The sequence below is a fragment of the Entomomonas asaccharolytica genome (assembly GCF_016653615.1).
In the GTDB taxonomy this organism is placed as follows: domain Bacteria; phylum Pseudomonadota; class Gammaproteobacteria; order Pseudomonadales; family Pseudomonadaceae; genus Entomomonas; species Entomomonas asaccharolytica.
This window is the reverse complement of sequence record NZ_CP067393.1, coordinates 1478929-1503488: the sequence shown is the minus strand read 5'-3', so window position 1 is coordinate 1503488 and position 24560 is coordinate 1478929. Positions and strand designations below refer to the sequence as shown.

The 24560-nt window shown below is 37.6% G+C and carries 19 protein-coding genes; 9 read left to right on the top strand and 10 right to left on the bottom strand.

Features of this window, described 5'->3' with window-relative positions; translation table 11 throughout:
• The first annotated feature begins 78 nt into the window (after positions 1 to 78).
• Positions 79 to 645 (top strand): HdeD family acid-resistance protein, encoded by a 567-nt coding sequence (locus JHT90_RS07010; RefSeq protein WP_201095520.1) that lies wholly within the window; start codon positions 79 to 81, stop codon positions 643 to 645.
• Between the two features lie 19 nt (positions 646 to 664).
• Here the strand turns inward: JHT90_RS07010 and JHT90_RS07005 are convergent, their stop codons facing one another.
• The 7 genes from JHT90_RS07005 to JHT90_RS06975 form a co-directional block, all read right to left on the bottom strand.
• Positions 665 to 1465 carry a YoaK family protein gene (locus JHT90_RS07005; protein WP_201095518.1) on the bottom strand — a complete coding sequence of 267 codons (801 nt, stop codon included), beginning with the start codon at positions 1463 to 1465 and terminating at the stop codon, positions 665 to 667.
• Between the two features lie 162 nt (positions 1466 to 1627).
• The gene (gene sodC, locus JHT90_RS07000) at positions 1628 to 2155 is read right to left on the bottom strand and encodes a superoxide dismutase family protein (protein WP_201095515.1); all 528 of its coding nucleotides are present in this window, start codon (positions 2153 to 2155) and stop codon (positions 1628 to 1630) included.
• 82 nt (positions 2156 to 2237) lie between these two features.
• Complete coding sequence (locus JHT90_RS06995; protein WP_201095513.1) at positions 2238 to 3227, bottom strand: hypothetical protein; 990 nt, start codon at positions 3225 to 3227, stop codon at positions 2238 to 2240.
• A 5-nt stretch (positions 3228 to 3232) separates the two neighbouring features.
• Positions 3233 to 4639, bottom strand: a complete 1407-nt coding sequence (locus JHT90_RS06990) for an efflux transporter outer membrane subunit (protein ID WP_201095511.1) — start codon at positions 4637 to 4639, stop codon at positions 3233 to 3235.
• Positions 4636 to 7746, bottom strand: coding sequence for an efflux RND transporter permease subunit (locus JHT90_RS06985; protein ID WP_201095509.1), 3111 nt, complete (start codon positions 7744 to 7746; stop codon positions 4636 to 4638). Before JHT90_RS06985 ends, JHT90_RS06990 begins: the two co-directional genes overlap by 4 nt.
• A gap of 2 nt (positions 7747 to 7748) precedes the next feature.
• The gene (locus tag JHT90_RS06980; protein ID WP_201095508.1) at positions 7749 to 10844 is read right to left on the bottom strand and encodes a multidrug efflux RND transporter permease subunit; all 3096 of its coding nucleotides are present in this window, start codon (positions 10842 to 10844) and stop codon (positions 7749 to 7751) included.
• A 5-nt stretch (positions 10845 to 10849) separates the two neighbouring features.
• A complete protein-coding gene (locus JHT90_RS06975) occupies positions 10850 to 12115 on the bottom strand; it encodes an MdtA/MuxA family multidrug efflux RND transporter periplasmic adaptor subunit (RefSeq protein WP_201095507.1) in 1266 nt (421 codons plus the stop codon).
• A 180-nt stretch (positions 12116 to 12295) separates the two neighbouring features.
• On the opposite strand from JHT90_RS06975, the gene JHT90_RS06970 reads away from it, so the two are divergent.
• Genes JHT90_RS06970 through JHT90_RS06960 form a run of 3 tightly spaced genes read left to right on the top strand, consistent with a single transcriptional unit; the run spans position 12296 to position 15496 of the window.
• Positions 12296 to 12772, top strand: a complete 477-nt coding sequence (locus JHT90_RS06970; RefSeq protein WP_201095506.1) for a MarR family winged helix-turn-helix transcriptional regulator — start codon at positions 12296 to 12298, stop codon at positions 12770 to 12772.
• 12 nt (positions 12773 to 12784) lie between these two features.
• The gene (locus tag JHT90_RS06965) at positions 12785 to 13984 is read left to right on the top strand and encodes an HlyD family secretion protein (protein WP_201095505.1); all 1200 of its coding nucleotides are present in this window, start codon (positions 12785 to 12787) and stop codon (positions 13982 to 13984) included.
• 3 nt (positions 13985 to 13987) lie between these two features.
• On the top strand, positions 13988 to 15496 hold the full coding sequence (locus tag JHT90_RS06960; protein WP_201095504.1) for a DHA2 family efflux MFS transporter permease subunit: 1509 nt from the start codon (positions 13988 to 13990) through the stop codon (positions 15494 to 15496).
• Between the two features lie 10 nt (positions 15497 to 15506).
• Here JHT90_RS06960 and rsxB read toward each other — a convergent pair whose 3' ends face one another.
• Positions 15507 to 16325 (bottom strand): electron transport complex subunit RsxB, encoded by an 819-nt coding sequence (gene rsxB / locus JHT90_RS06955; RefSeq protein ID WP_201095503.1) that lies wholly within the window; start codon positions 16323 to 16325, stop codon positions 15507 to 15509.
• A 172-nt stretch (positions 16326 to 16497) separates the two neighbouring features.
• On the opposite strand from rsxB, the gene hldE reads away from it, so the two are divergent.
• From hldE to JHT90_RS06940, 3 genes are all read left to right on the top strand, one after another.
• A complete protein-coding gene (gene hldE / locus JHT90_RS06950) occupies positions 16498 to 17919 on the top strand; it encodes a bifunctional D-glycero-beta-D-manno-heptose-7-phosphate kinase/D-glycero-beta-D-manno-heptose 1-phosphate adenylyltransferase HldE (RefSeq protein ID WP_201095500.1) in 1422 nt (473 codons plus the stop codon).
• A gap of 94 nt (positions 17920 to 18013) precedes the next feature.
• On the top strand, positions 18014 to 19207 hold the full coding sequence (locus JHT90_RS06945) for an ATP phosphoribosyltransferase regulatory subunit (RefSeq protein WP_201095498.1): 1194 nt from the start codon (positions 18014 to 18016) through the stop codon (positions 19205 to 19207).
• A gap of 2 nt (positions 19208 to 19209) precedes the next feature.
• A complete protein-coding gene (locus JHT90_RS06940; RefSeq protein ID WP_201095496.1) occupies positions 19210 to 20505 on the top strand; it encodes an adenylosuccinate synthase in 1296 nt (431 codons plus the stop codon).
• A 61-nt stretch (positions 20506 to 20566) separates the two neighbouring features.
• Here the strand turns inward: JHT90_RS06940 and JHT90_RS06935 are convergent, their stop codons facing one another.
• Together JHT90_RS06935 and panB are read right to left on the bottom strand one after the other, a co-directional pair.
• Positions 20567 to 21874 (bottom strand): MFS transporter, encoded by a 1308-nt coding sequence (locus JHT90_RS06935; protein ID WP_330893080.1) that lies wholly within the window; start codon positions 21872 to 21874, stop codon positions 20567 to 20569.
• 150 nt (positions 21875 to 22024) lie between these two features.
• Positions 22025 to 22813, bottom strand: a complete 789-nt coding sequence (gene panB, locus JHT90_RS06930; protein WP_201095494.1) for a 3-methyl-2-oxobutanoate hydroxymethyltransferase — start codon at positions 22811 to 22813, stop codon at positions 22025 to 22027.
• A 110-nt stretch (positions 22814 to 22923) separates the two neighbouring features.
• On the opposite strand from panB, the gene JHT90_RS06925 reads away from it, so the two are divergent.
• Both JHT90_RS06925 and JHT90_RS06920 read left to right on the top strand, forming a co-directional pair.
• The gene (locus JHT90_RS06925) at positions 22924 to 23481 is read left to right on the top strand and encodes a peptidylprolyl isomerase (protein WP_201095493.1); all 558 of its coding nucleotides are present in this window, start codon (positions 22924 to 22926) and stop codon (positions 23479 to 23481) included.
• A gap of 149 nt (positions 23482 to 23630) precedes the next feature.
• Complete coding sequence (locus JHT90_RS06920) at positions 23631 to 24521, top strand: TolB-like translocation protein (protein ID WP_236254062.1); 891 nt, start codon at positions 23631 to 23633, stop codon at positions 24519 to 24521.
• Positions 24522 to 24560: the final 39 nt, after the last annotated feature.

Below are 24560 nucleotides of genomic sequence, written 5' to 3'. Positions count from 1 at the left end.
AGTATTTGCAAGCAATTGAAGAACTATCTAGTGAACTTTTCTCTCTAAGATATAAATAATCTTAAAAGGATTCTTATTATGTTGAATGACAACCAATACCCAGAGCTAATACAAAAGCTACAAATGAATCGTATTTGGTTCCTTATTTTAGGGATACTGTTAGTCGTAGGTGGTTTGTTTGCATTAACTTATAGTTTTATTACCACTATTGTAGCCATGTATTTCTTAGGTGGCTTTTTAATTGCAACGGGTCTGATCCAATTATTTCATAGCTTTTATGCTAAACAAACAACCACTGTTTTTATACTTTCTATATTATGGTCTGTAATCTACCTAGTAGCAGGTATTTGCTTACTTATCATTCCTATGGAGTCTGCACTTTACCTTGCTTTACTGTTAGCCATATTATTAATAGCATTTGGTATTAGCCGTTTATTTTATAGTTATAAACTACGTAAGATGGTTGGTAGCCAGTGGCTCTATCTTACAGGCTTTTTAAATATCTTATTCGGTATCATTATTATTGCTGCATGGCCTGTCAGTGGTACAATTTTTGGTATTATGATAGGTGTTGATCTGTTAATGCAAGGTGTAAGCTTTATTATGGTTTATATTGCTATTCGTAAAGATTCTTTTAAAAAATAATTCACGGCATAGCTCAATATTATTTGGGCTTTGCTGTTTCTAAATTACCTCTTTTATAATTCCTTAAACGTGTACGTGCCCTTAAGTCATAATAGACAGATCGAGCACCCCAAACAAATAATAAAATAGCTAGAGGCAAAACAAATTGAAATCCAAGGTGCCTAAAACCTAAAGCCCCAATAATTCCTCCGATAAAGAAATAGAATAAAATCCCAATAAATAATATTAATTTACTTCTATTAGTTTTAATGGCTGCGACTTTTTTAAGTGGGTTTTTATGAAAGTATATGGCTTTTGACAGTTCAATACCAATATCAGTAGCAATTCCCGTCATATGGGTACTGCGCAATAAACCGTTAGAAAAGATGGTAATAACTGTGTTATGCATACCCATGATAAAACACAACAACATAATGGTAGGCGAAAAAAATAAAAATTCCCATTGTGTACCTAGTGTCATTCCTAGTATACCAAAGAGTAAAAGGATAAATGACTCCACACACATAGAAATACCATAACCACTACGAAAACGGCTACGTCTTGCCCAAATAATTAACCATGTTGAATGCATAGCTCCACCAATAAAGCAGAGTAACATGCAAAAAAATAAAATAACTATCTGAATATCGCCTAATACCAGATGATCTGCCATAGCAGACACTTCACCTGTTACATGGGAAGTGTAATAACCAATAGCAAAAAAACCACCTGCATTTACTGCGCCAGCGATAAAGGCCATGATATAGCCTAATTTACGCAGTGCATTATCTTCAAAAGTAACCTTATCAAGCAGTACAGTAATACGCGTACGTCGTTCCATGATAATTAAAATAGTACCTAGAAGTGAATAATATGTGGGGCATATTATAAGCCATGTAACTGTATAAAGACATTAGATCACTGTTGTATAAACTATTAGAAAAAAAAGGATGATTTATGATAATCATCCTTTTCTAAACAACCGTTATTAAAACAACAGCTATTATTTAATAATACCACAAGCAAAACGTGCGCCACCGCCACCTAAAGGCATTGGATGATCACTATTGTTATCACCACCTGCATGAACCATTATTGCCGTATTTTTAATCTCATCTAGCTTTTTAATACGTGGTGCTAACACTGGATAAGTAGCTGTACCATCTTGGGCTATATAAAGCGGTGGTATATCACCTAAATGCCCGTCTTTATCATATGGGCCTAAATGTTTATCTGTTTTAGTAGGATCAAAATGCCCACCTGCTGCTAAAGCAGCTTGCATTTTGCCATCTTTTTCAGCAGGTTCACAACTAGCTTTTTCATGGATATGAAAACCACGCATACCTGCTGGCTCAAGCCCTTTTAAATTAGGTGTAAATAATAAACCATACTCTGTTTCAGTGATGGTAACAGTACCAATGGAGTCACCTACCCCTTTTTCCGTTGCCACATGCATAGGTACTTCGATACTAGCAGCATGAACTTGCAACGCTAATAATCCACCAGTAATAAGTGTTAAAGTAGTTTTCATTATTATCTCCTTTATTTTATTTAAGAATCTATCCTAAAAGATTTCGATTTAAATTGTAATAGACATTAGGCTGATAAAAATATTAAGCAATGGCTAAATCTGTATTGGCCTTACTTAACTCATCATGTAATGTAATAATTTCAGCAACTTTATTATCTACTGTAGCGTTTCCTATACTTTTAATGAAACGACAGGCTGCAAAATTTTCAGCTTTCTTATTATATTGTGCTACCCAATCTTCACGGGTAGCCATATATTGTTCCTTAACAGGCCAAACGCCTGGACGTGGCTTGATATGTGAATTCATATCAATTCGCCAAGGTTTAGCACTTACTCTTGCCCTAAAACATTGTTGATTTTTACACATTCTTGCATAGACAGGGTCAACTTTCATTAATTTAAAAAATAAGCTTACTTCTGAATCATCAGGCAACATCGTTCTATGGGTAATTAATAAACGTAATCCAGCAGGTGTTTCATAAACCCTGATCCCCCATTTCGGATATTTTTCTAAAAATAACTCTATCTTTTTTAAATAGTTATCAATGATTTTAGTCTTTTTATCTTCAATAGGCTTGGCTACTTTTTTTCTTATTTTGTTCACTAGAAAGAGCAAACAGCATAATCCAGCAAATAACGCTGCTGCTTCATAATGTCCTTTTATTAGACTAACTATAAAAGCTATTACAAAAATAAAATATAAAATGGGTGATAAACAATTACCCTGTATTAAAAAATTTTCTTCAAAATCAATATCTGCAAACATTACATCAGGCGTATTCAAACATAATGCACCATAACTATTTCTAGTAATGACAACATCGTTATGCCGACTAATCACCTGTTCTCTAATGGGTAGCCCATCCGCACCGTTATAGTTTATTTTTTTCTCATGTAGGGTAATTAGTTTACCTTCTAGCCAAGCATTTAAAGCCTCATCAGCACGACTTTGTGCTTCCTTTTGTGCATCTTCTTGGCTAATATCAGACCAGCCAAAACGTTTAATGGTGACTCTGCGGCCACCTTGATTGTATTTAACAATAGCTTCTGCCCAATAATTAGGTACTATCATTATTCTTATTCCTTAGTTAAATCTTTAGTCGTCCATCCACCACCAATAGCAGCAATTAATTGAACACTGGCGGTCAGTTGATTACCCAATAAAGTAATACCTGTTCTTTCCGTATTCAATGCTGAATACTGGGCAGATGCCACATTAAGGTAATCGATCATACCTGCTTCATATTGGTTAGTAATTAGCTGTAGTGACTCTTTTGCTGAATCTGTTGCTTCTTTTTGCACAACAGATTCTTGTTCCATAATATAGAGTTGTACAAGATAATCTTCTACTTCTCTAAAACTATTTAATACTGTTTGACGATAGTTTGCTACTTTCTCATCATAAGCAGCTTCCGCTTGCTCATAGCGAGAACGAATTAAACCACCATCAAATAATGTCATAGCAAACTGTGGCCCTAATGACCAATAACGATTTGGGCTATTAATCCAATGACTAAAGCTATTACTGGCATATCCTGCACTGGCTGATAAGGTTAAATCTGGAAACCATGCAGCTTTAGCTACACCGATTTGAGCATTGGCAGAAATAACCTGTTGTTCAGCTGAAGCAATATCTGGCCTACGTTCTAATAATTGAGAGGGTAAAACCTTAGGAATAACAGGTAATGCTGGAACTTGATAGGTTGGTTTAATACTAAAATTAGCAGGTGCTTCACCAATTAATACAGCAATTGCATGTTCTAATTGTGCGCGTTGATACTTTATATCAATAGCTTGTGCTTCGGTATTTTTAAGCTGTGTTCTAGCCTGTGTCATATCAGACTTAACAACCATTCCTGCATTATATTGATTTTCTGTTAATGTGAGAGATCTTCTATATGCTTCTACGGTATGATCCAATAACTGTTGATGGATATCCATAATTCTAAGCTGAAAATAAGTTTGTGCTAATTCAGATTGTAAACTCAACTTAGCTGCTGCTAGATCTGCTTGGCTACCTTGTGCATCTGCCTTGGCAGACTCAACTTGACGACGAATCTTACCCCAAATATCGAGTTCCCAAGAGGCAGAAGGGCCTAAGTCATAGCGATCAGTTACTGTGTTAGCTCTACCCTGCTGTGCTCTTGTGGAATTAACATTAGCAGAAACTGTAGGGAAATAGGCTGCTCTAGCCCCTTTCACTAAAGCAATAGCTTGTCGATAACGAGCTTCGTACTGGGCTAAATTTTGGTTGGATAGCAGTAATTTTTGTTGAAGCTGATTTAACTCAGCATCGTTATATAAGGTCCACCAACTTTCAGGCAATGTGGTATCGGCAGGGGTAGCCAACTTCCACCCTTCTACCTGTTTAAAGTCCACTGCTTGTGCTGTAGTTGGTCGTTGATAATCAGGGCCAATAGCGCAACCAGTCAATACACCTATCAACACAAGTGATAAAGTTTTTAGATAAAATCTTGAGTTCATGCTGTTTCTCCTGAGACATCATGAGCATTTTTCTGAGGATGACGACGACGCCACCAATTACTTAAGCTGTCAAAATATAAATAAACTACAGGTGTGGTATATAAAGTTAATAATTGACTCAAAATTAAACCACCCACAATAGTAATACCTAATGGCTGACGCATCTCCGAACCCTCAGCACCACCAAGCATTAGGGGCACAGCTCCTAAGATAGCAGCCATAGTTGTCATTAAAATAGGTCTAAACCTAAGAATACTAGCCTCTTGAATAGAGGTTCGCGAATCCATGCCTTGCTCCCGCTCAAACTGTAAAGCGAGGTCAATCATTAAAATAGCATTTTTCTTAACAATACCAATTAATAAAAATAATCCTAATAACGAGATTAGACTAAAAGGGGTATTTAACATCATTAATGCCAACAACGCACCTACACCTGCAGAGGGTAATGTTGAAAGAATTGTTAAAGGATGAATATAACTCTCATAAAGAATACCTAATACAATATAGACAATTACCAGTGCCATAAGAATCATTAACGGCTGTCCTGTCATTGTGGATTGAAAAGCACTACCTGTGCCACCCATTTTTGCCTGAATTTCTTTTGGAATATTTAACAAAGCAATGGTTCTATCGATTGCTTTAACAGCTTCATCTAAATTAACACCCGTTGCTATATCAAAAGAGATATAAGAAGAAGCAAATTGCCCCTCATGCTGTACACGATCTTTTTGCAAACTGTAATCATAATGGGTAAAGGCTGAAAGCGGCACGCGCTTACCATCCTTAGTAATCACTTGTAAATCCTTAAGCATATCGGGATATTGAGCATATTTAGGATTTACTTCCATCACCACACGGTATTGGTTAAGGCTATTAAAAATAGTGGAAATTTGTCTTTGACTAAATGAGTTATTTAATACATCCATCACTTCACTCATATCTATGCCTAGACGCTTAGCCATTTCACGATCGATGGTTAAAGAGATTTGCTGCGCCCCACCATTATCATCAGCATCCACATTGGTAATCTGTGGAATTTCTCGAAAAGCGTCTGCCACTTTAATTGTCCATTTTCTCAATAGATCAAGATCGTCACCTAGCAATTGGTATTCAGTATCAGAACTTTGGTTTTGGCGCATATTTAACTGAATATCCTGAGCAGCCATTAAGAACATTCTAGCGCCTGCTACTTTCGGTGCATTGTCACGTAATCTGTTAATAATATCTTGCGCGCTTTCCTTACGGTCACTCTTTGGTTTTAAACGTACCACCATCATCGAGTTATTAACACTATTACCACCACCAATAAAACCAGCCACATTCACCACTGCTGGATCACTTAATACATACTTACGCAACTCGTCCACCTTAGGCTGCATAATTTGAAATGACATAGCGTTGTCACCTCGAATAAATCCCCACAAGACCGCAGTATCTTGCTCAGGCAATAAGGTTTTAGAAATGGCTATATATAAGTAGACATTAATACCAATAGTAATAAATAAAATCATTAACATTAACCTAGAATGCCTTAAAGCCCAACCTAAGCTAACACGATAATAACCTGTTACTTTAGCAAAGAAATTATTAAACCCCTGTTGCCAGCGGCTTGGTTTCTTGTCTAAGTCATGTTTCTTTAGCCATCTTGCACATAACATGGGGGTTAGCGTAAGCGAAACAAGCAATGAAACCAGAATGGTAACTGATAATGTAATAGCAAACTCTTTAAATAATTGCGACAGTAAACCACCAGCAAAGAGTAACGCCAAAAACACAGCAACCAGTGATGCATTCATCGATATTAAAGTAAAACCGACCTCTTTAGTGCCTCGTAATGCAGCCTCTAAAGGACTCATTCCTTCATCAATATAACGTGCAATATTTTCCAGTACCACAATAGCATCGTCAACCACCAAACCTGCCGCCACGATCAAAGCCATTAATGATAGATTGTTTAACGAGAATCCCAATAAATACATCACTGTAAATGTACCAATAATGGATACAGGTACCGCTAAAGCAGGAATAAGCGCTGCACGCCAATGCCCTAAAAATAATAATACAACTAGAATAACCAAAAAAACTGCAATAATAAGGGTGTTTTCTGCTTCAGTGAGTGTCGCTTGAATACCTGCTGAACGATCCATGGTTATATTTAATTCAACACTGGATGGAATAACAGCCTTCAACAAAGGCAAGGTATCTTTGATCCCTTTAATGGTCTCAATAACATTAGCCCCTGATTCTTTATTAATAATTAAGATGATGGCATCTTCATTATTATAGTAACCAGCGTTATACCTATTTTCTACCGCATCATAAACCTTTGCCACATCTTGTAAACGGATGGCTGCACCGTTATCATAACGTATTACAATAGGTTTATATTGTTCGGCTTTGGTTAATTGGTCATTCGCTGTAATTTGCCATTGATATCGGTCGTTTTCTACAAAGCCTTTAGGTTTTCTTAAGTTTGAATTGGCAATCGCTTGTCTTACTTCAGATAAAGAAACATTATAATGTGCTAATAATTTAGGCTCTAACTCTACCCTTACTGCAGGCAATGAACTTCCCCCTACTTGTACATCACCCACACCTGAGACTTGTGATATTTTTTGCGCCACTACAGTGGAAGCCACATCATATAATTGCCCTTTACTTAAAATATCAGATGTTAAGGTCACTAGTAAAATAGGGGCTTGCGAAGGGTTAATCTTACGATACGTAGGATTATTAGGCATACCACTTGGCAATAAATCACGTGCGGCATTAATGGCAGCTTGAACATCCCTTGCGGCATCATTAATATTACGCTTTAAATCAAATACAAGCATAATCCGCATAGAACCCTGCCCACTGCTAGAGTTCATTTGTTGTACCCCAGAAATACTACCAAAAGCTCGCTCTAAAGGAGTAGCCACTGTAGAGGCCATCACTTCAGGGCTAGCACCTGGCAAACTGGCACTTACTGTAATTACTGGAAAATCCATTTCTGGCAATGGCGCAACAGGTAATAATTTAAAGCATAATATCCCCAGGAGCAGTATGGCTACATTACATAGCATGGTAGCAACTGATCTAAAAATAAAGGGAGCTGATAAATTCATGCTTATACTTCCTCAGCTTCACTGTATTGCTTAGGATGGGTATTAAGTGACAATCTATCAAAGAATAGGTAAATAACAGGAGTAGTGAATAAAGTTAGCAATTGGCTTAATAACAAACCACCTACCATTGAATAACCTAATGGTTGTCGTAACTCTGCCCCTGAACCTGTTGCTAACATTAAAGGAACTGCCCCAAATAACGCTGCAAGCGTAGTCATTAAAATAGGTCTAAATCTCAATAATGCTGCTTGGTATATAGCCTGCTCTGCGGTTAAACCTTGATGACGTTCTGCCTCTAATGCAAAGTCAATCATCATAATGGCATTCTTCTTTACAATACCAATCAAAAGAATAATACCAATAATGGCAATTAACCCTAACTCATTACCACTCATTAGCAATGCTAACAAAGCACCTACCGCCGCTGAAGGTAAAGTTGATAGAATAGTAATTGGGTGAATATAACTTTCATATAATACCCCTAATACTATATACATGGTTATGATAGCAGCTAAAATCAGGAATAAAGTGCTAGATAATGAAGCTTGGAAAGCCTCAGCAACCCCTTGAAATTTCATTTCTACAGAGTCAGGTAAGGCAATATCTGCCTTTACTTTATTAATGATATCTACCGCCTCACCAATAGAAACACCACTGGCTAAGTTAAACGATAAAGTAACCGCTGGAAATTGACCAATATGATTGATTACCAATGACGCAGGGCGTGATTCCATTTTTACTAAATTGGTTAATGGTACTTTATCCCCATTTGCAGTAACTACATGTAGATTCTTTAATGCATCAATCCCTTCTGTATTGGAATTATTCGCCTCTAATACAATACGATATTGATTGGCTTGGGTAAAAATAGTAGATATTTGTCGTTGCCCATATGCATCATAAAGTGTATCAACTATGTCGGACACCTTAAGCCCTAAACGACTAGCCATATCACGATCAATATTTAAATAAATCTGTAACCCTTGATCCTGTAAATCACTGTTCACATCCACCAATTCTGGTTGCTGATTTAAGGTATCTACGAGAATAGGTGTCCATTCTCTTAATAAAACTTCATCTGGTGAATTTAATGTAAATTGATACTGAGTACGGCTGACCTTATCTTCAATACTCAAATCCTGAATAGGTTGCATATAAAGACGAATACCCGTTACCTTATTTAACTCTGGCTGTAACTCGCCAATAATTTCAGTCGCTGTAACACTCCGTTCACCATGATTTTTAAGGTTAATTAAAATACGACCACTGTTTAATGAAGTATTATCACCATCCACCCCAATATAAGAAGATAAACTAACCACATTAGGATTTTTTAAAATTACATCCACTAAGCGTTGTTGCCTTTCAGCCATCGCTTTAAAAGAAATATTTTGTGGTGCTTCTGAAATACCTTGAATAACACCTGTATCTTGTACTGGGAAAAAGCCCTTTGGAATAACTAAATAAAGCAATACAGTAAACACAAAGGTAGCTATAGCCACTAATAAAGTGGCTGTTTGATGGCGTAATACAAAAGTTAAGCCTGTAGCATAGTGCTTAATTAACCAATCTATCGCTGCACCGCTTTTTTGATAAAACTTGCCTTGTTTTTCTTCTGGGATATGCCTTAATAACTTAGCGCACATCATAGGCGTTAATGTCAAAGACACCACTAATGATATTAAAATAGCTACCGCTAAGGTAATAGCAAATTCTCTAAATAAACGCCCTACCACATCAGCCATAAATAATAGCGGAATCAATACGGCAATCAGTGAGAAGGTTAAAGAAACTAATGTAAAACCAATTTCTCTAGAACCTTTTAATGCAGCCTCTAACGGTTTTTCTCCCTCTTCTAGATGCCTAGCAATATTCTCCAACATCACAATAGCATCATCTACCACAAAGCCTGTAGCAATAGTTAATGCCATTAATGTAAGATTATTGACTGAGAAACCTGCAAGATACATCACCCCAAAGGTGCCAACAATAGACAAGGGTACAGCTATTGAAGGAATAATAGTGGCTGATACATTACGTAAAAACAAAAAGGTTACTAATACTACCAGCATAATAGCCATCAGCATTTCATGCTGTACACCAGTAATGGAAGCGCGAATAGTAATGGTGCGATCGGTTAACTCTTTAACATCTACCCCAGTAGGCATAGTAGCTGTTAATTGAGGTAATACTGACTTAATATTATCTACCACATTGATAACATTGGCTTCAGGTTGCCGTTGGATATTTAATAAAATGGCCTCTTTTTGATCTGCCCATGCTGCTAAGCGGTCATCTTCTCGGCCATGGCTAATAGTGGCCACATCACCTAATCTTAATACTGCGCCATCTTGATAACCCAAAATCAATTCTTGATAAGCTTTGGCTGAGGCTAATTGATCATTGGCATCGATCATTGACTGGCGTGTAGGACCATCTAAGGTACCTTTGGGCTGATTAATATTAGCACTGGTGATTAGATTTCTTACATCATCCATACCCAACCCATAAGCAGCTAATTTTTGTGGATCTACTTTCACACGAACAGCTGGTTTTTGTCCGCCTGCAATACTAACCAAACCCACCCCAGAAATTTGTGCTATTTTTTGCGCCATACGAGTATCGACTAAATCCCGCACAGTGGGCAATGGCAAGGTGTCTGAGGTAATCGCAAGGGTTAAAATAGGTGTATCAGCTGGGTTTACTTTATTATAGACTGGTGGTGCAGGTAAATTACTAGGCAAATCATTATTTGCTGAGTTAATAGATGACTGTACTTCCTGCTCTGCAACAGATAATTCAGTATCTAAGGAAAATCTTAAGGTAACAATAGATACCCCATTAGCACTGGTGGATGACATTTGTGCAAGACCTGCCATTTGCCCAAACTGTCTTTCTAATGGTGCAGTTACTGCACTGCTCATTACTTCAGGACTCGCACCAGGGTAATAAGTAACCACCCGTATAGTAGGATAATCTACTTGAGGCAAAGCTGCTACTGCCAGCATTTTATAAGCGATAATACCTGATAGCATTAACGCTATCATAATTAACGTGGTAGCAACAGGGCGCAGAATAAATGGGCGCGAAATATTCATTATTATTACTCGCTTACTTCTGCATTCTCTGAAGGTTGAGGCTTCTCTTCTATATTCTCTATAGTAGTGAGTATATCTTCACTGTTAACCACTTCTACTTGACTGTCTTCACGTAGTCGATCAGTTCCCTCTAGAACAACCCTCTCCCCTACCTTTAAACCCTCTACAACAATGGTTTTATCGGCATCACTGCGACCAATGGTAATATAGCGTAAATGCACCTTATTACCTTCTACCACATACACAAAAGTGCCTTTGTTACCATATTGTACAGAATCAGTAGGGATAATTAATTGCTTGTCTAATGTTGTTAATTTCAGTTTGATATTCACAAATTGATTAGGGAATAACATACTATCTTCATTAGTAAAACGAGCTTTAACCAAAATCGTCCCAGTGCTGGTGTTAATTTGATTATCTAATGTCTCTACTAAGCCTGTGGCTAATAAATGCGTATTGGTGCTATCCCAAGCCTCTACCACTAAATCTTCACCTTTTGCTAAACGACTAGCCACCTCTGGCAACTGTGCCTCTGGTAAAGTAAAGGTTGTTGAAATAGGTTGAGTTTGGGTAATGGATACTAAAGGTGTGGTATCACCTACTTTTATATAGTTACCAATATCAATTTGCCTTAAACCTAAACGCCCAGTAATAGGTGCTTTAATCTGGGTGAACTCCAAATTAAGCTCTGCTTCTTTTAATTGCGCCTGACTGGTTAATACTGAACCTTGATATTGATTAACTAATGCCATTTGCGATTCATAAGTTTGTTTAGCAATGGAATCTTGTTTAATTAATTTTTGATAACGCGTTAATTCAGAACGTGCATTTTGCAATAAAGCCTGATTTTGTTGAACAGCACCCTTTGCTTGTTGCAACGCTGCTTCATAAGGTCTTGGATCAATAACTGCGAGCAAGTCATTCTCTTTAACCTGTTGGCCTTCAGTAAATAATACTTTTACTAGCTCACCCTGTACACGACTTACAATATTAACAGTGTTATAAGCAGTTACTGTACCCAGCGCATTTAAATAAACCGCAAACTCATCTTCCTTAACAGCCTCAACCCTGACAGGCACCACATTACTGAACATCCCCATGCCTCGCCTGCCAAAAGGTGATGAATCATTTTCTGAGGTGGAAGTGGGAGAAGTGGATTTACCCCACCAAGAAACTCCAACAATAACAAGGATGATAATTAAACTAATAATTATCCATTTCTTATTAGAATTTGCTTGGTTGCTTTGCATATTTTCTTGTTTATCATTCATTGTTACAATCTACGGTCATCCTAAACGAGACAACTCTATAGTTATCTCTCACGAAAATAAAGTATTTTTACTTTATTTTTACATATACCATTTTTATAGACTAAATGACTATTTTATTTGACTTGACAATTATTGCCTAGTCAAATAAATTTATTTATCTTCTATATTGTACAAAAAAATATGTATTTTACACCTGAAACCATTATTGAAGGCAGTACCTTAGGACAATTATTACATTTTGCCAATAATTGCAAAGATAAAATAATTGATCAATATACTGCTGCTTATGACCTCACCTCTGCTCAATTCAAGGCTTTGCTATGTATTGCCTTTAGAAATATGACAACCCCTGCTGTATTAAGTCAAGCTCTACGAATAGATAACGGAGCGGTTACAAGATTACTTGATCGTTTAGAAAAAAAAGGGTTACTACAACGCGTAAGAGACGAACAAGATCGCCGACAAATAAATATTGTATTAACAACACAGGGGATCGCTATCAGTAAAAAAATACCTGCAATTGTAGCTGATTCACTAAACCAATTGACTCTGTCATTAACCAATAATGAAGTAGAACAACTCCAAGCCCTGTTAAAGAAAATGTTATTGGCTAATGGTTATCAAGCTACTGATTTTATACTTAACAAAATTGATTAAAGATTTACAACAATGACTACTGAAACATCTGAAGCAGTTGAAAAAACTGAAAAAAAACACAAAAAGACTCCCTTAAATCCATCCAGACAACGCAGAAAATGGCTATTGATATTAACTGTGGTGGTGGTTGTAGCAATATTACTCGTTATTTTATGGTACTTGCTCTATGGGCAATGGTATGAAAGCACGGATGATGCCTATGTCAATGGTAATATTGTACAAGTAACGCCACTGGTCAGTGGTACCGTAGTAAGCATTGGTGCTGATGATGGCGATCTTGTACAACAGGGTCAAACCTTAGTATCACTTGATCCAAATGACACAGAAATTGCTCTACAACAAGCGGCTGCTAATTTGGCTAACACTGTGCGTAAAGTACGCAGCCTTTACAGCACTGTAGATAGCTTTGAAGCACAATTAAAGAGCAGCCAAGCAGGTCTACAAAAAGCCCAAGAGGATTTTAATCGTCGCCAAAAATTGATTGCACAAGGCGCTATTTCCCGTGAAGAACTCTCTCATGCCCTTACCACCTTACAAGAAGCACAAGCCAATGTAATCAATATCAAACAACAATTACAAAGCAATAAAGTACTTGTAGATAATACGGTGTTACGTACCCACCCTGATGTATTAGCAGCAGCAACACAATTTGAGCAAGCTTATTTAAATCAATTACGTAGTAACCTTACCGCCCCTGTGTCAGGTTTTATTGCAAAGCGTAGTGTACAGGTAGGACAGCACGTTGAAAAAGGTAGCCAACTTATGGCTATCATTCCTCTACACCAAGTATGGGTTGATGCAAATTTTAAAGAAACGCAATTGGAATATATGCGTATTGGACAGCCTGTGACATTAGAAGCTGATATTTATAGTGATGTAGTTTATCACGGCTATGTGGAAAGCTTAGGAGTAGGCACTGGCAGTGCTTTTGCCTTGTTACCTGCACAAAATGCGACAGGAAACTGGATTAAAATCGTACAACGAGTGCCTGTGCGCATACGATTAGACGCTAAAGAATTAGATAAACATCCTTTACGTATTGGTTTATCGATGACCGTTAAGGTTGATCTACATGACCAATCAGGCGCTATGTTACCACAACAACCTCCTACTAAACCGATATTATCAACTGATATCTATCAGCAACAATTGGCAGAAGCTAAACAACTTATTGATAAAATAATTGAACAAAATGCTGGTGACAGTAAATAAATCATGAGCCTTCAACAAGCTGTCTTCAAACCTGCTAATCTGGCTTTAGCGACTATTGCTATATCATTAGCTAGTTTTATGCAGGTGCTAGACACCACTATTGCAAACGTAGCCTTGCCGACTATTGCAGGTAACTTAGGCGTAAGTGCCGAGCAAGGAACGTGGGTTATTACCTCTTTCGCTGTTTGTAATGCTATTACTCTACCGCTTACTGGTTGGTTATCAAAGCGTTTAGGCGAAGTTAAGTTATTTATTTGGGTAGTGTTGTTATTTGTGATTACCTCATTCTTATGTGGTATTGCTCGCAGTATGACCGAGCTTATTATTTTTCGTTGTTTACAAGGAGCAGTTGCGGGCCCTCTTTATCCTATTGCCCAATCCCTATTACTTGCCATTTATCCCCCTATTAAACGCGGAGTTGCACTAGCTATCTTAAGTATTGTAACGGTTGTTGCTCCTATTGCTGGCCCTATTTTAGGGGGGTGGATTTCCTATAATTACAGTTGGCCTTGGATATTTTTTATTAATGTACCCTTTGGGCTGTTTGCTGCTTTTTTTGCTTACCAACAACTAAGTAGCAAACCTGAAGAAACCCAACGCTCGCCTATTGATTATATTGGCTTAATCGCTTTAGTCATTGGTGTTGGCGCACTGCAAGTTGTATTAGACAAAGGCAATGATTTAGATTGGTTTGAATCTAATTTTATTATTATTGGTTCTGCTATTGCAGTGGTTGGTATTATCTTTTTTATTATTTGGGAGTTAACCGATAAACATCCTATTGTTAATCTAAAACTATTTACTAACTATAATTTTAGTGTTGGGTGTATTTTATTGGTATTAGGCTATTCTGGTTTCTTTGGTATTAATTTATTACTACCACAATGGTTACAAACGCAAATGGGTTATACTGCCACATGGGCAGGTTTAGCCGCTGCCCCTATTGGGGTACTACCAGTATTACTTACTCCTTTTCTTGGTCGTTATGCTCAGCATTTTGATATGCGTTTACTCGCTAGTTTTGCTTTTGCCGCTATTAGTGGCAGTTGCTTTATGCGTGCAGGCTTTAACACCCAAGTTAACTATGAACATATTGCCATGGTGCAATTGTTTATGGGAATTGGTGTGGCACTGTTCTTTATGCCTGTAATGTCTATTGTCTTATCTGATCTAAAACAAGATCAAATTGCCGAAGGTTCTGGATTAGCGGCATTTTTAAGAACATTAGGCGGCAGCTTTGCTGCTTCACTTACTACGTGGATTTGGACTAGAAAAGCGAGCGAGCATCATGCCTACCTTACAGAAAGCATTACCTTATATGATCCTATTACACAACAAACATTAGAAAAAATGGGCGGTAAGACTTTAGAAAACTATGCGCTGTTAGAAAATATTGTAAATAATCAAGCTTATATGCTATCCACTATCGATTATTTCTATATGTTAGGCTTTGGCTTTATGTCACTTGTATTTGTGGCTTGGTTAGCCAGACCTAAAAAAATTGGTCATTAATAACAACTTATTAATTAACCAATGAATGATTAAATAGTTGTTGAGCTTCAACTAACTTAGCTTTTAATGTATCCACTTGCTGTTGCAGCTCAGGGGTATTGTACTGTTTTAACTGCTTTTCAGCTTTATTTAGTGCCACTTGTATCATTGCAGCTTCAATTTTTAATTTCTTCTGTTCAGCGGTTAAGGTATTGGCAGTCGCTTGTTGTGATTTTACTTTTTCAATAATTGATTGTTTAGGATTAATAGCTTGTACAATCGGAGTATCAGCAGTTTTTTGCAACCTAGCTTGTCGCTCTTGCTGTCTATGTTGTTCTTCTCTCTCTAAACGAGCTTTATGAAATTCAAAGCGATTTCTCGCATGATCTCTTCTTAACTGCTTTGTCACCCGCTGTTCTTCTGTGAGTGCAGAATCACCTGTTAAGGCCACTAATTGTTTAGGTAATGGAATAATATCAATACAATCAACAGGGCAAGGCGCAACACAAAGTTCACAGCCTGTACATTCAGTTTCAATCACTGTATGCATAAGCTTAGCAGCGCCAACAATGGCATCCACTGGGCACGCTTGAATACACTTAGTACAGCCAATACACTCAGCTTCTCTTATATAAGCTAATTGGGCAGGTGAACGCTCTTCAGCTAAAGCAATCACTGGCTTATCTAACAAAGCGGCCAAAGCATTGATTGTTTCCTCGCCCCCTGGTGGGCATTTATTAATAGCGTCACCATTAGCGATTGCTTCTGCGTAGGGTTTACATCCTTGATAACCACATTTAGTGCACTGAGTTTGGGGCAACAAAGCATCTATTAAGTTAATTAACTGCATTTGGTTATTTACACTTTTTAATTTAATTTCATCAGATTATTCAAGGTCTAATAGTATACCTTAATAATGAGCCTTAGATAATTTCGTTATTAACTTTCAATTGTTATATAATAAACACCTATTTTTTATATGACTCAATAAGCTATCCATCTAATATTAGTTAGGAGAAATAATGAAACTGACCATGCCCCACTTTGAGCAAGCCTCTGTATTAGTAGTAGGTGATGTAATGCTTGATCGTTATTGGCATGGTGGTACTTCTCGCATTTCTCCTGAAGCACCCGTACCTGTAGTGAAAATTAACCAGCGAGAAGATCGAGCTGGTGGCGCGGCTAATGTTGCCTTAAATATGGCTGCATTAGGCGCAAAAACATGGCTAATTGGTGCAACGGGTGAAGATGAAGCTGCTGACTCATTAGCTGATAGTTTAGGATCTGCTGGTGTAGAAACACATTTTCAACGTATTGCTGGACAGCCTACTACTATAAAGCTACGGGTGATGAGTCGCCATCAACAGCTTATCCGTGTTGATTTTGAAGAAATCTTTGATATTAATAAAGAAGCACTTGCCAGCGAAGTTGAAAAACTTTTGTCTTCTGTAAAAGTCCTATTATTATCCGATTATGGTAAAGGTACATTAAAAAATCATCAGCAATTAATAAAACTCGCTAAACAGCATAATATCCCTGTGTTAGTTGACCCTAAAGGTAATGACTTTACTATTTATAAAGGGGCTACCCTATTAACACCTAATCTAGCAGAATTTGAAGCCATTGTTGGTAAATGCCTTGATGAAAACCAACTGATTGAAAAAGCACAACAATTAATCGAGCATTTAGAATTAGGTGGCTTATTAATCACTCGTGGCGAACAAGGTATGACCTTGTTACGTGATAATCAACAAGAATTACACTTGCCTGCCCGTGCACGTGAAGTATTTGATGTTACAGGTGCAGGTGACACAGTTATTTCCACTCTTGCAGCCGCTTTAGCATCTGGTGTAGAGCTCACTGAAGCAGTAGCCCTCGCTAATCTTGCAGCCAGTATTGTCGTCGCTAAATTAGGTACAGCCTGTATTAGCGCCCCTGAATTACGCCGCGCTATTCAACGCGATACAGGCAATGGCAAAGGTGTGCTTAGCTTAGATCAGTTATTAATTGCTGTAGAGGATGCACGAGCGCAAGGTGAAAAAATCGTCTTCACCAATGGCTGTTTTGATATTCTCCATGCAGGCCATGTGGCTTATTTAGAACAAGCGCGCGCTTTAGGTGGTCGTTTAATTGTGGCAGTCAACGATGATGTTTCTGTTACTGCACTAAAAGGCATTGGCCGCCCTATTAATTCAGTCGATCGTCGTATGGCTGTATTGGCTGGTTTAGGCGCTGTTGATTGGGTAACCAGTTTTGCTGACTCCACCCCTGAACGTCTATTACAAGCAATTAGACCAGATGTTTTAGTAAAAGGTGGCGACTACGCTGTAGATGAAGTAGTAGGCGCTGATATAGTGCTTGAGTATGGTGGAGAAGTGAAGGTATTAGGCTTAGTAGAAAATAGTTCTACAACGGCTATTGTTGATAAAATTAAAGGACAATAACTCCCTTAATTGATAAAAAACATGTTATTATTAACGTTTCGCCGGGAACGCCCGGCTTTTTTACGTCCATTTGAGTGAGTGACCGAGGACACAGATGACTAAGCTAGATCGCTGGCTGTTACCTGATGGTATAGAAGAAGTTTTACCCAATGAGGCTGCTTGTATAGAAACGGCTCGTCGCCGTATTTTAGATTTATTTGAATGTTGGGGTTATGATTTAGTTATTACCCCTCATGTTGAATATATAGATGCATTGCTAACAGGCACCGCCCAAGACCTTGACTTACAAACCTTTAAAACCGTTGATCCATTATCTGGACGTTTACTAGGGTTTCGTAGTGATATTACGCCACAAGTTACTCGCCTTGATGCACATTGGTTAAAAGAAGAAACGCCTGCCCGCCTTTGCTACGCAGGCAGTATTCTGTTAACTAAACCGAGAGCGCATACTACCTCGCGTAGCCCTATCCAATTAGGTGCTGAGTTATATGGTGATAAAAGCACTGCTAGCGATATCGAAATTATTAGCCTAATGTTAGAAACCCTAGCATTAGCCAAAGTTGAAAATATCCATATGGATTTAGGCCATGTTGCTATTTTCAGAGGTCTAGCGCAAGCTTCTAAATTATCTAATGAACTAGAAAACCAATTATTTGATGCCTTACAGCGCAAAGCTATTGATGAAGTTCGCAAGTTAACAGCTGATTTACCTAAAAATGAAGCTGCTATGTTTTGTGCCTTAACCACCCTTTGCGGAGGTGAAGAAGTTATTGCAAATGCTAAGCAAGCATTAACCAATGCCCCTGCCTCTGTATTAAAAGCTATTGATAAATTAGCTGAAATTGCTCAGCAGATTACTTTACGCTACCCTCATATCACCCTTTACTTTGATTTAGGGGAGTTACGAGGTTATCAATATCATACAGGTATCGTATTCGCGGCTTTTGTACCTAATGTTGGACAATCTATTGCGCAAGGTGGTCGCTATGATAGTGCAGGTATTGCTTTTGGGCGCTCACGTCCAGCTACAGGTTTTTCAACTGACCTAAAAACACTAGTTAATTTAGGGCAAGCTGATTTTACTAATACCAAACAAGCCATTTGGGCACCCTATGAAAATCAGCCTGCACTTTGTCAAACAATTGTAGAATTACGTAAACAAGGCCACCGAGTTATTCAAGCACTGCCAAATCAAGCATTAACAGAAGCCACTGAAATGGGTTGTGATCAGTATTTAGTCTTTATTGAAAATAGTTGGCAAGTTAAGCCAATCGTTGCGGGGAAATAATCATGGGTAAGAATGTTGTTGTACTTGGTACTCAATGGGGTGATGAAGGTAAAGGTAAAATTGTTGACCTTCTTACTGAAGATGCTGCTGTTGTTGTTCGCTATCAAGGTGGTCATAATGCTGGTCACACCTTAGTCATTGATGGTAAAAAAACTATTTTAAGACTTATTCCTTCTGGTATCTTACGTGACAATGTACAGTGCTTGATAGGTAATGGTGTAGTGCTTGCTCCAGATGCATTCCTTAAAGAAGTAAAGGAGTTAGAAGATAATGGCGTAAATGTGCGTGAGCGTTTACATGTTAGCCCTGCTTGTTCACTGATTTTACCTTACCATGTAGCCTTGGACCAAGCTCGCGAAGTGGCTAGAGGCGCTGCTAAAATTGGCACTACTGGTCGTGGTATTGGCCCTGCTTATGAAGATAAAGTAGCCCGTCGTGGTTTACGGGTAGGCGATTTATTTCACCGCGAGCGTTTTGCAGCAAAATTAGGTGAATTATTAGATTTCCATAACTTCTCACTCAAAAACTTCTATAATGCTAAAACTATTGATTTCCAAGAAACTTTAGAACAATGCATGGCTTATGCTGAACAAATTAAACCGATGGTGATGGACGTAACATCGCGCTTACATGAGTTACGTCGCCAAGGCCAAAATATTATGTTTGAAGGCGCGCAAGGCGCTTTACTGGATATTGACCATGGTACTTACCCTTATGTAACCAGTTCTAATACTACTGCAGGTGGTGTAGCTACTGGCTCTGGCTTTGGTCCTATGTACCTTGACTATATTCTAGGTATCACTAAAGCCTATACAACACGTGTTGGCTCAGGGCCTTTCCCTACAGAGTTATTTGATGATGTTGGTGAGCGTTTAGCAGAAAGAGGCAATGAGTTTGGTTCAGTAACAGGTCGTGCTCGTCGTTGTGGCTGGTTTGATGCGGTTATATTACGTCGCTCTATTGAAATTAACAGTATTTCTGGTCTTTGTTTAACTAAACTGGATGTATTAGACGGTTTAGAAAGTATTAAAATCTGTACAGGTTACAAAGATGCTGATGGTAATTTATTATGTGATGCGCCTACCGATGCAGATAGCTACTTAGGATTAACGCCTGTTTATGAAGAAGTGGCAGGTTGGTCTGAATCAACGTTTGGCGCTAAATCTTTAGATGACTTACCTGCCAATGCAGTAGCTTATATTAAGCGTTTAGGTGAGCTTGTAGGTGCACCTATTGATATTATTTCAACAGGCCCTGATCGTGTTGAAACAATTATTTTACGTCATCCTTTTGCTTAATTTTTTCTTTCTTTAATAAATAACCCCAGCATTTGCTGGGGTTATTTATTTCTCTCATTAATTAATGATCATGTTCTAAATACTCAGGTTTCTTAGGAATTCTCCAGCTAAATGCAAAACAAATAACTAGCATCACAATTACATAGATAAAGAATTCGTTTTCTATACCTGCTTCTTTAAATTTTAAAGCAACTGCTGGTGCTGAACCGCCGAATATCGCATTACCAATAGCATAAGAAAAACCTACACCTAATGCACGCACCTGTGTTGGGAACATTTCCGCTTTTACTAAACCACCAATAGAAGTATAGAAGCTAAGGATTAGCATCATTAAGATTAATAAAATAGCAATCATCACAGGTGAATTGGTCATTGATTGCATACCAAGTACCATAATGGGGTAAATACAAATAGCACCTAAGCCGCTAAACAATAACATTGACGCTCGACGTCCTATGCGATCCGCTAAAGCACCAAAGAAGGGTTGCGAGATCATAAAGACAAATAGGGCTATAGTCATAATATAGCCTACTGTCTTACCATTCACACCAATACCTGTTAAATAGGTTTTTGAATAAACAGTAATAGTATAGAAAGCTAATGAACCACCAGCGGTATAACCCACTACAGTAATAAATGATTTCCAATGATCACGGAATAATGCAATCAAACTACCAGATTCTTCTTTAGCACGCTCTTCAGCAGTTGTAGTTTCTTCTAAAGTACGTCTAATCCAAAGTGATAGGATAGCTGCTAAACCACCAATTATAAAAGGTATACGCCAACCACCTGCTTCTAACTGTTCAGTTGTCATTACAGCTAATAACACAACACCTAATAAGCTAGCTAATAACTGACCACCTGATAAAGTAACGTATTGGAAAGAAGCATAGAAACCACGGTGCCCTCTTAACGCCACTTCACTCATATAAGTAGCAACAGCACCGTATTCACCACCTACTGATAAGCCTTGGAATAAACGTACGATTAATAATAAAACAGGCGCTAACATACCCACTTGTTCATAGGATGGTAATAAGGCAAAACAGAAGGAACTTGCACACATCATACTAATCGAAACCAACATGGACTGTTTGCGGCCATATTTATCAGCCATCCAACCAAATAGCCAGCTACCTATAGGACGCATAAAGAAACTAGCTGCAAAGACGCCCCAAACATAAATTGCTTTCGTTGTTTCTGCCATATCAGGTGGTGTCAGTGCATGTTGAAAGTAAACTGCAAACACTGCATAAATATAAAAATCGAACCACTCTACTAGATTACCTGAGGCGGCACCTGCTATACCATAAATTCTTTTGCGACGCTCTTCTGGAGTATAATGCGGAAGTATATTACTCATTATTATTTTCTCTACATCAAAAAAACAAATAAAAAACCCAAGCTTATTAGCATATTACAAAATATAACTGAAAAGCTAGCGAAGTTTTATACCATAACCTATATATAAAGCGTATTACCCAATGGGATTAGAAAAACACATCCTTGTGTTAGCTTCTTAGAAAGAATGTTCTAATGAGGGAAATGTACCATCTTTTACTGCTTTCACATAAGCAGAAATGGCACCTTGAATACTTGTTTGACCCTCCATAAAATTTTTGGAGAATTTTGGAGATTTACCTGCATAAATCCCTATCATGTCATGCAACACAAGTACTTGCCCATCACAATCAACACCTGCACCAATACCTATAGTTGGGCAATGGAGTGCTGCTGTTACTTCTTTGGCTAATGATGCTGGTATACACTCCATCAGAATCATTGCAGCCCCTGCTTGTTCATGCTGTTTTGCATCTTCTAATAATTGTTTGGCAGCACTATCTCCCTTTCCCTGCACCTTATAACCACCAAACGCATTTACTGATTGAGGGGTTAACCCTAAATGCGTACAAACAGGAATACCCCTTTCTTGTAAAAACCTAGTGGTTTCTACCATGTAACTGCCACCTTCCAATTTCACCATATGCGCGCCAGCAGCCATTAATTTACTGGCCGAATCAAAGGCTTGTTCCTTGCTTTTTTGATAACTGCCAAAAGATAAATCGGCTAACACTAATGCATTTTTAGTGCCCCTAGCCACAATTTCAGTGTGATAACACATTTGCTCTAAGGTAACAGGCAAAGTAGAAAAATGTCCTTGTACTGTCATGCCTAATGAATCACCTATCAACAAAATATCAACACCTGCCTCATCTAGTAATGTTGCAAAGCTTGCTTCATAGCATGTTAACATAGCAATTTTTTGTTGCTCTTTCTTCATTTTCTGTAAAGTTGATAAAGTAATCATATAGCCTCATTTGTCATTTTGTATCAATTAACCCTAAAATTAATTAATATTACACCCTGTTATTCATTTAGAATAACAAACTTAACCCTCTACCCTTGGAAATAATGATTATGTTAAAAAAGTTACTACTTTCTTTCTGTTGTATATTTATGCTCACTACACCAGCATTCGCAGAAACAAACCCAAGAGTTTTATTATCCACCAATATGGGCGATATAGAAATTGAACTATATCCGCAACAAGCTCCTGCTACTGTAACTAATTTTTTAAACTATGTTAATAGTGGCTTTTATAATGGTACTATTTTTCATCGTGTGATACCTAACTTTATGATTCAAGGTGGTGGCTTTAATGAAGATATGACTAAAAAAACAACCTTAGAGCCTATTAAAAATGAAGCTGATAACGGTTTAGCAAACGAACGTGGTACTGTTGCTATGGCTCGTACAGGTATTGTTGATTCAGCTACAAGCCAGTTTTTTATTAATGTAAAAGATAATGACTTTTTAAATCATGGTAAACGTGATTTTGGTTACGCTGTTTTTGCAAAAGTAATTACTGGTATGGAAGTTGTTGATAAAATTGCTGCTGTAAAAACAACCTATCGCCAAGGCTCACGTGACGTCCCTGTTGATCCTGTTATAATTGTATTAGCAAAACAACTATAATTATTATAACACTATGTTATTAAAGGGAAATATAATTCCCTTTAATAATTATAAATATATAAAAATACAATTTAAAAATGACTAAATAATACTTTTAGCGTAAAATATTAAGATTATTTAATATTATAAATATCAAGTTGAGCTTATTTGTGTTTTCTATTTTACCACTACACTCGCCAAAATCTTTCTTGCTTTTAACCCTTAAACTTATATTGTTATTAATCATACTTACCCTTGTTTTTGGTGGTGGCTTTCTACTATGGCAACATTATTTCCCTGTTGTGGCAGATAAATCTTGGCAATACCGTGTGCTACATACCAATATAGCAAAGGCAAGTGCTATTTATAAAGAAGCTGATGGTAGTCTTATTGTTGCAGAAGAACTCAATAAAAGCAGAGGAAGAATTATACGTATTGCTCCCAATGGTGAACGTACCACGCTATTTGGTAATCTTAATAAACCAGATGGAATAACAGCATTTGCGGGTGGCATTGTATTTAGTCAAGAAGGCGGTGAGTACCCTGTTAATTGGCTAAAAGATGGTATCGTACATGTACTTTTTCAAGGCACCAATGTACAAGGCTTAATTGCAGATGGAAAATACTTATATGCTGTTGAAGACCGTGGTCCACAAAGTAAGATTCTGCGCTATAACTCTATTACTAAAACCATAGAAGTTATTCGTGATAACCTCAATGAGGCAGAAACCTTAGCTATTTGTCCTAATGGACAAAAATACTACAATGAAAAAGAGGCTAATCGAGTAAGATTATTAACCGATGATGGTACTGATCCTGTTGTTTTAAACTATAAGCAAACTAAAGAGCCTAGTATCTTAAAATGTAACAGCCAAGGGCTTTGGATTTCTGAAGACTCTACCCATAGAGCTCGCCTTATGTTGTTGCAACCTGATGGTAAATTAAAAGTTATTCTTAGCCATTTAAAAGCACCCCAGCAATTACTAGAAATTAATGAAGATGAATATCTTTTAGCTGAAGGTGGTCGTGATCGAATTATAGAAATTAAAAAAATAAATTAGCCTTTATAAAAACCCCTTATACTTAGTATATAAGGGGTT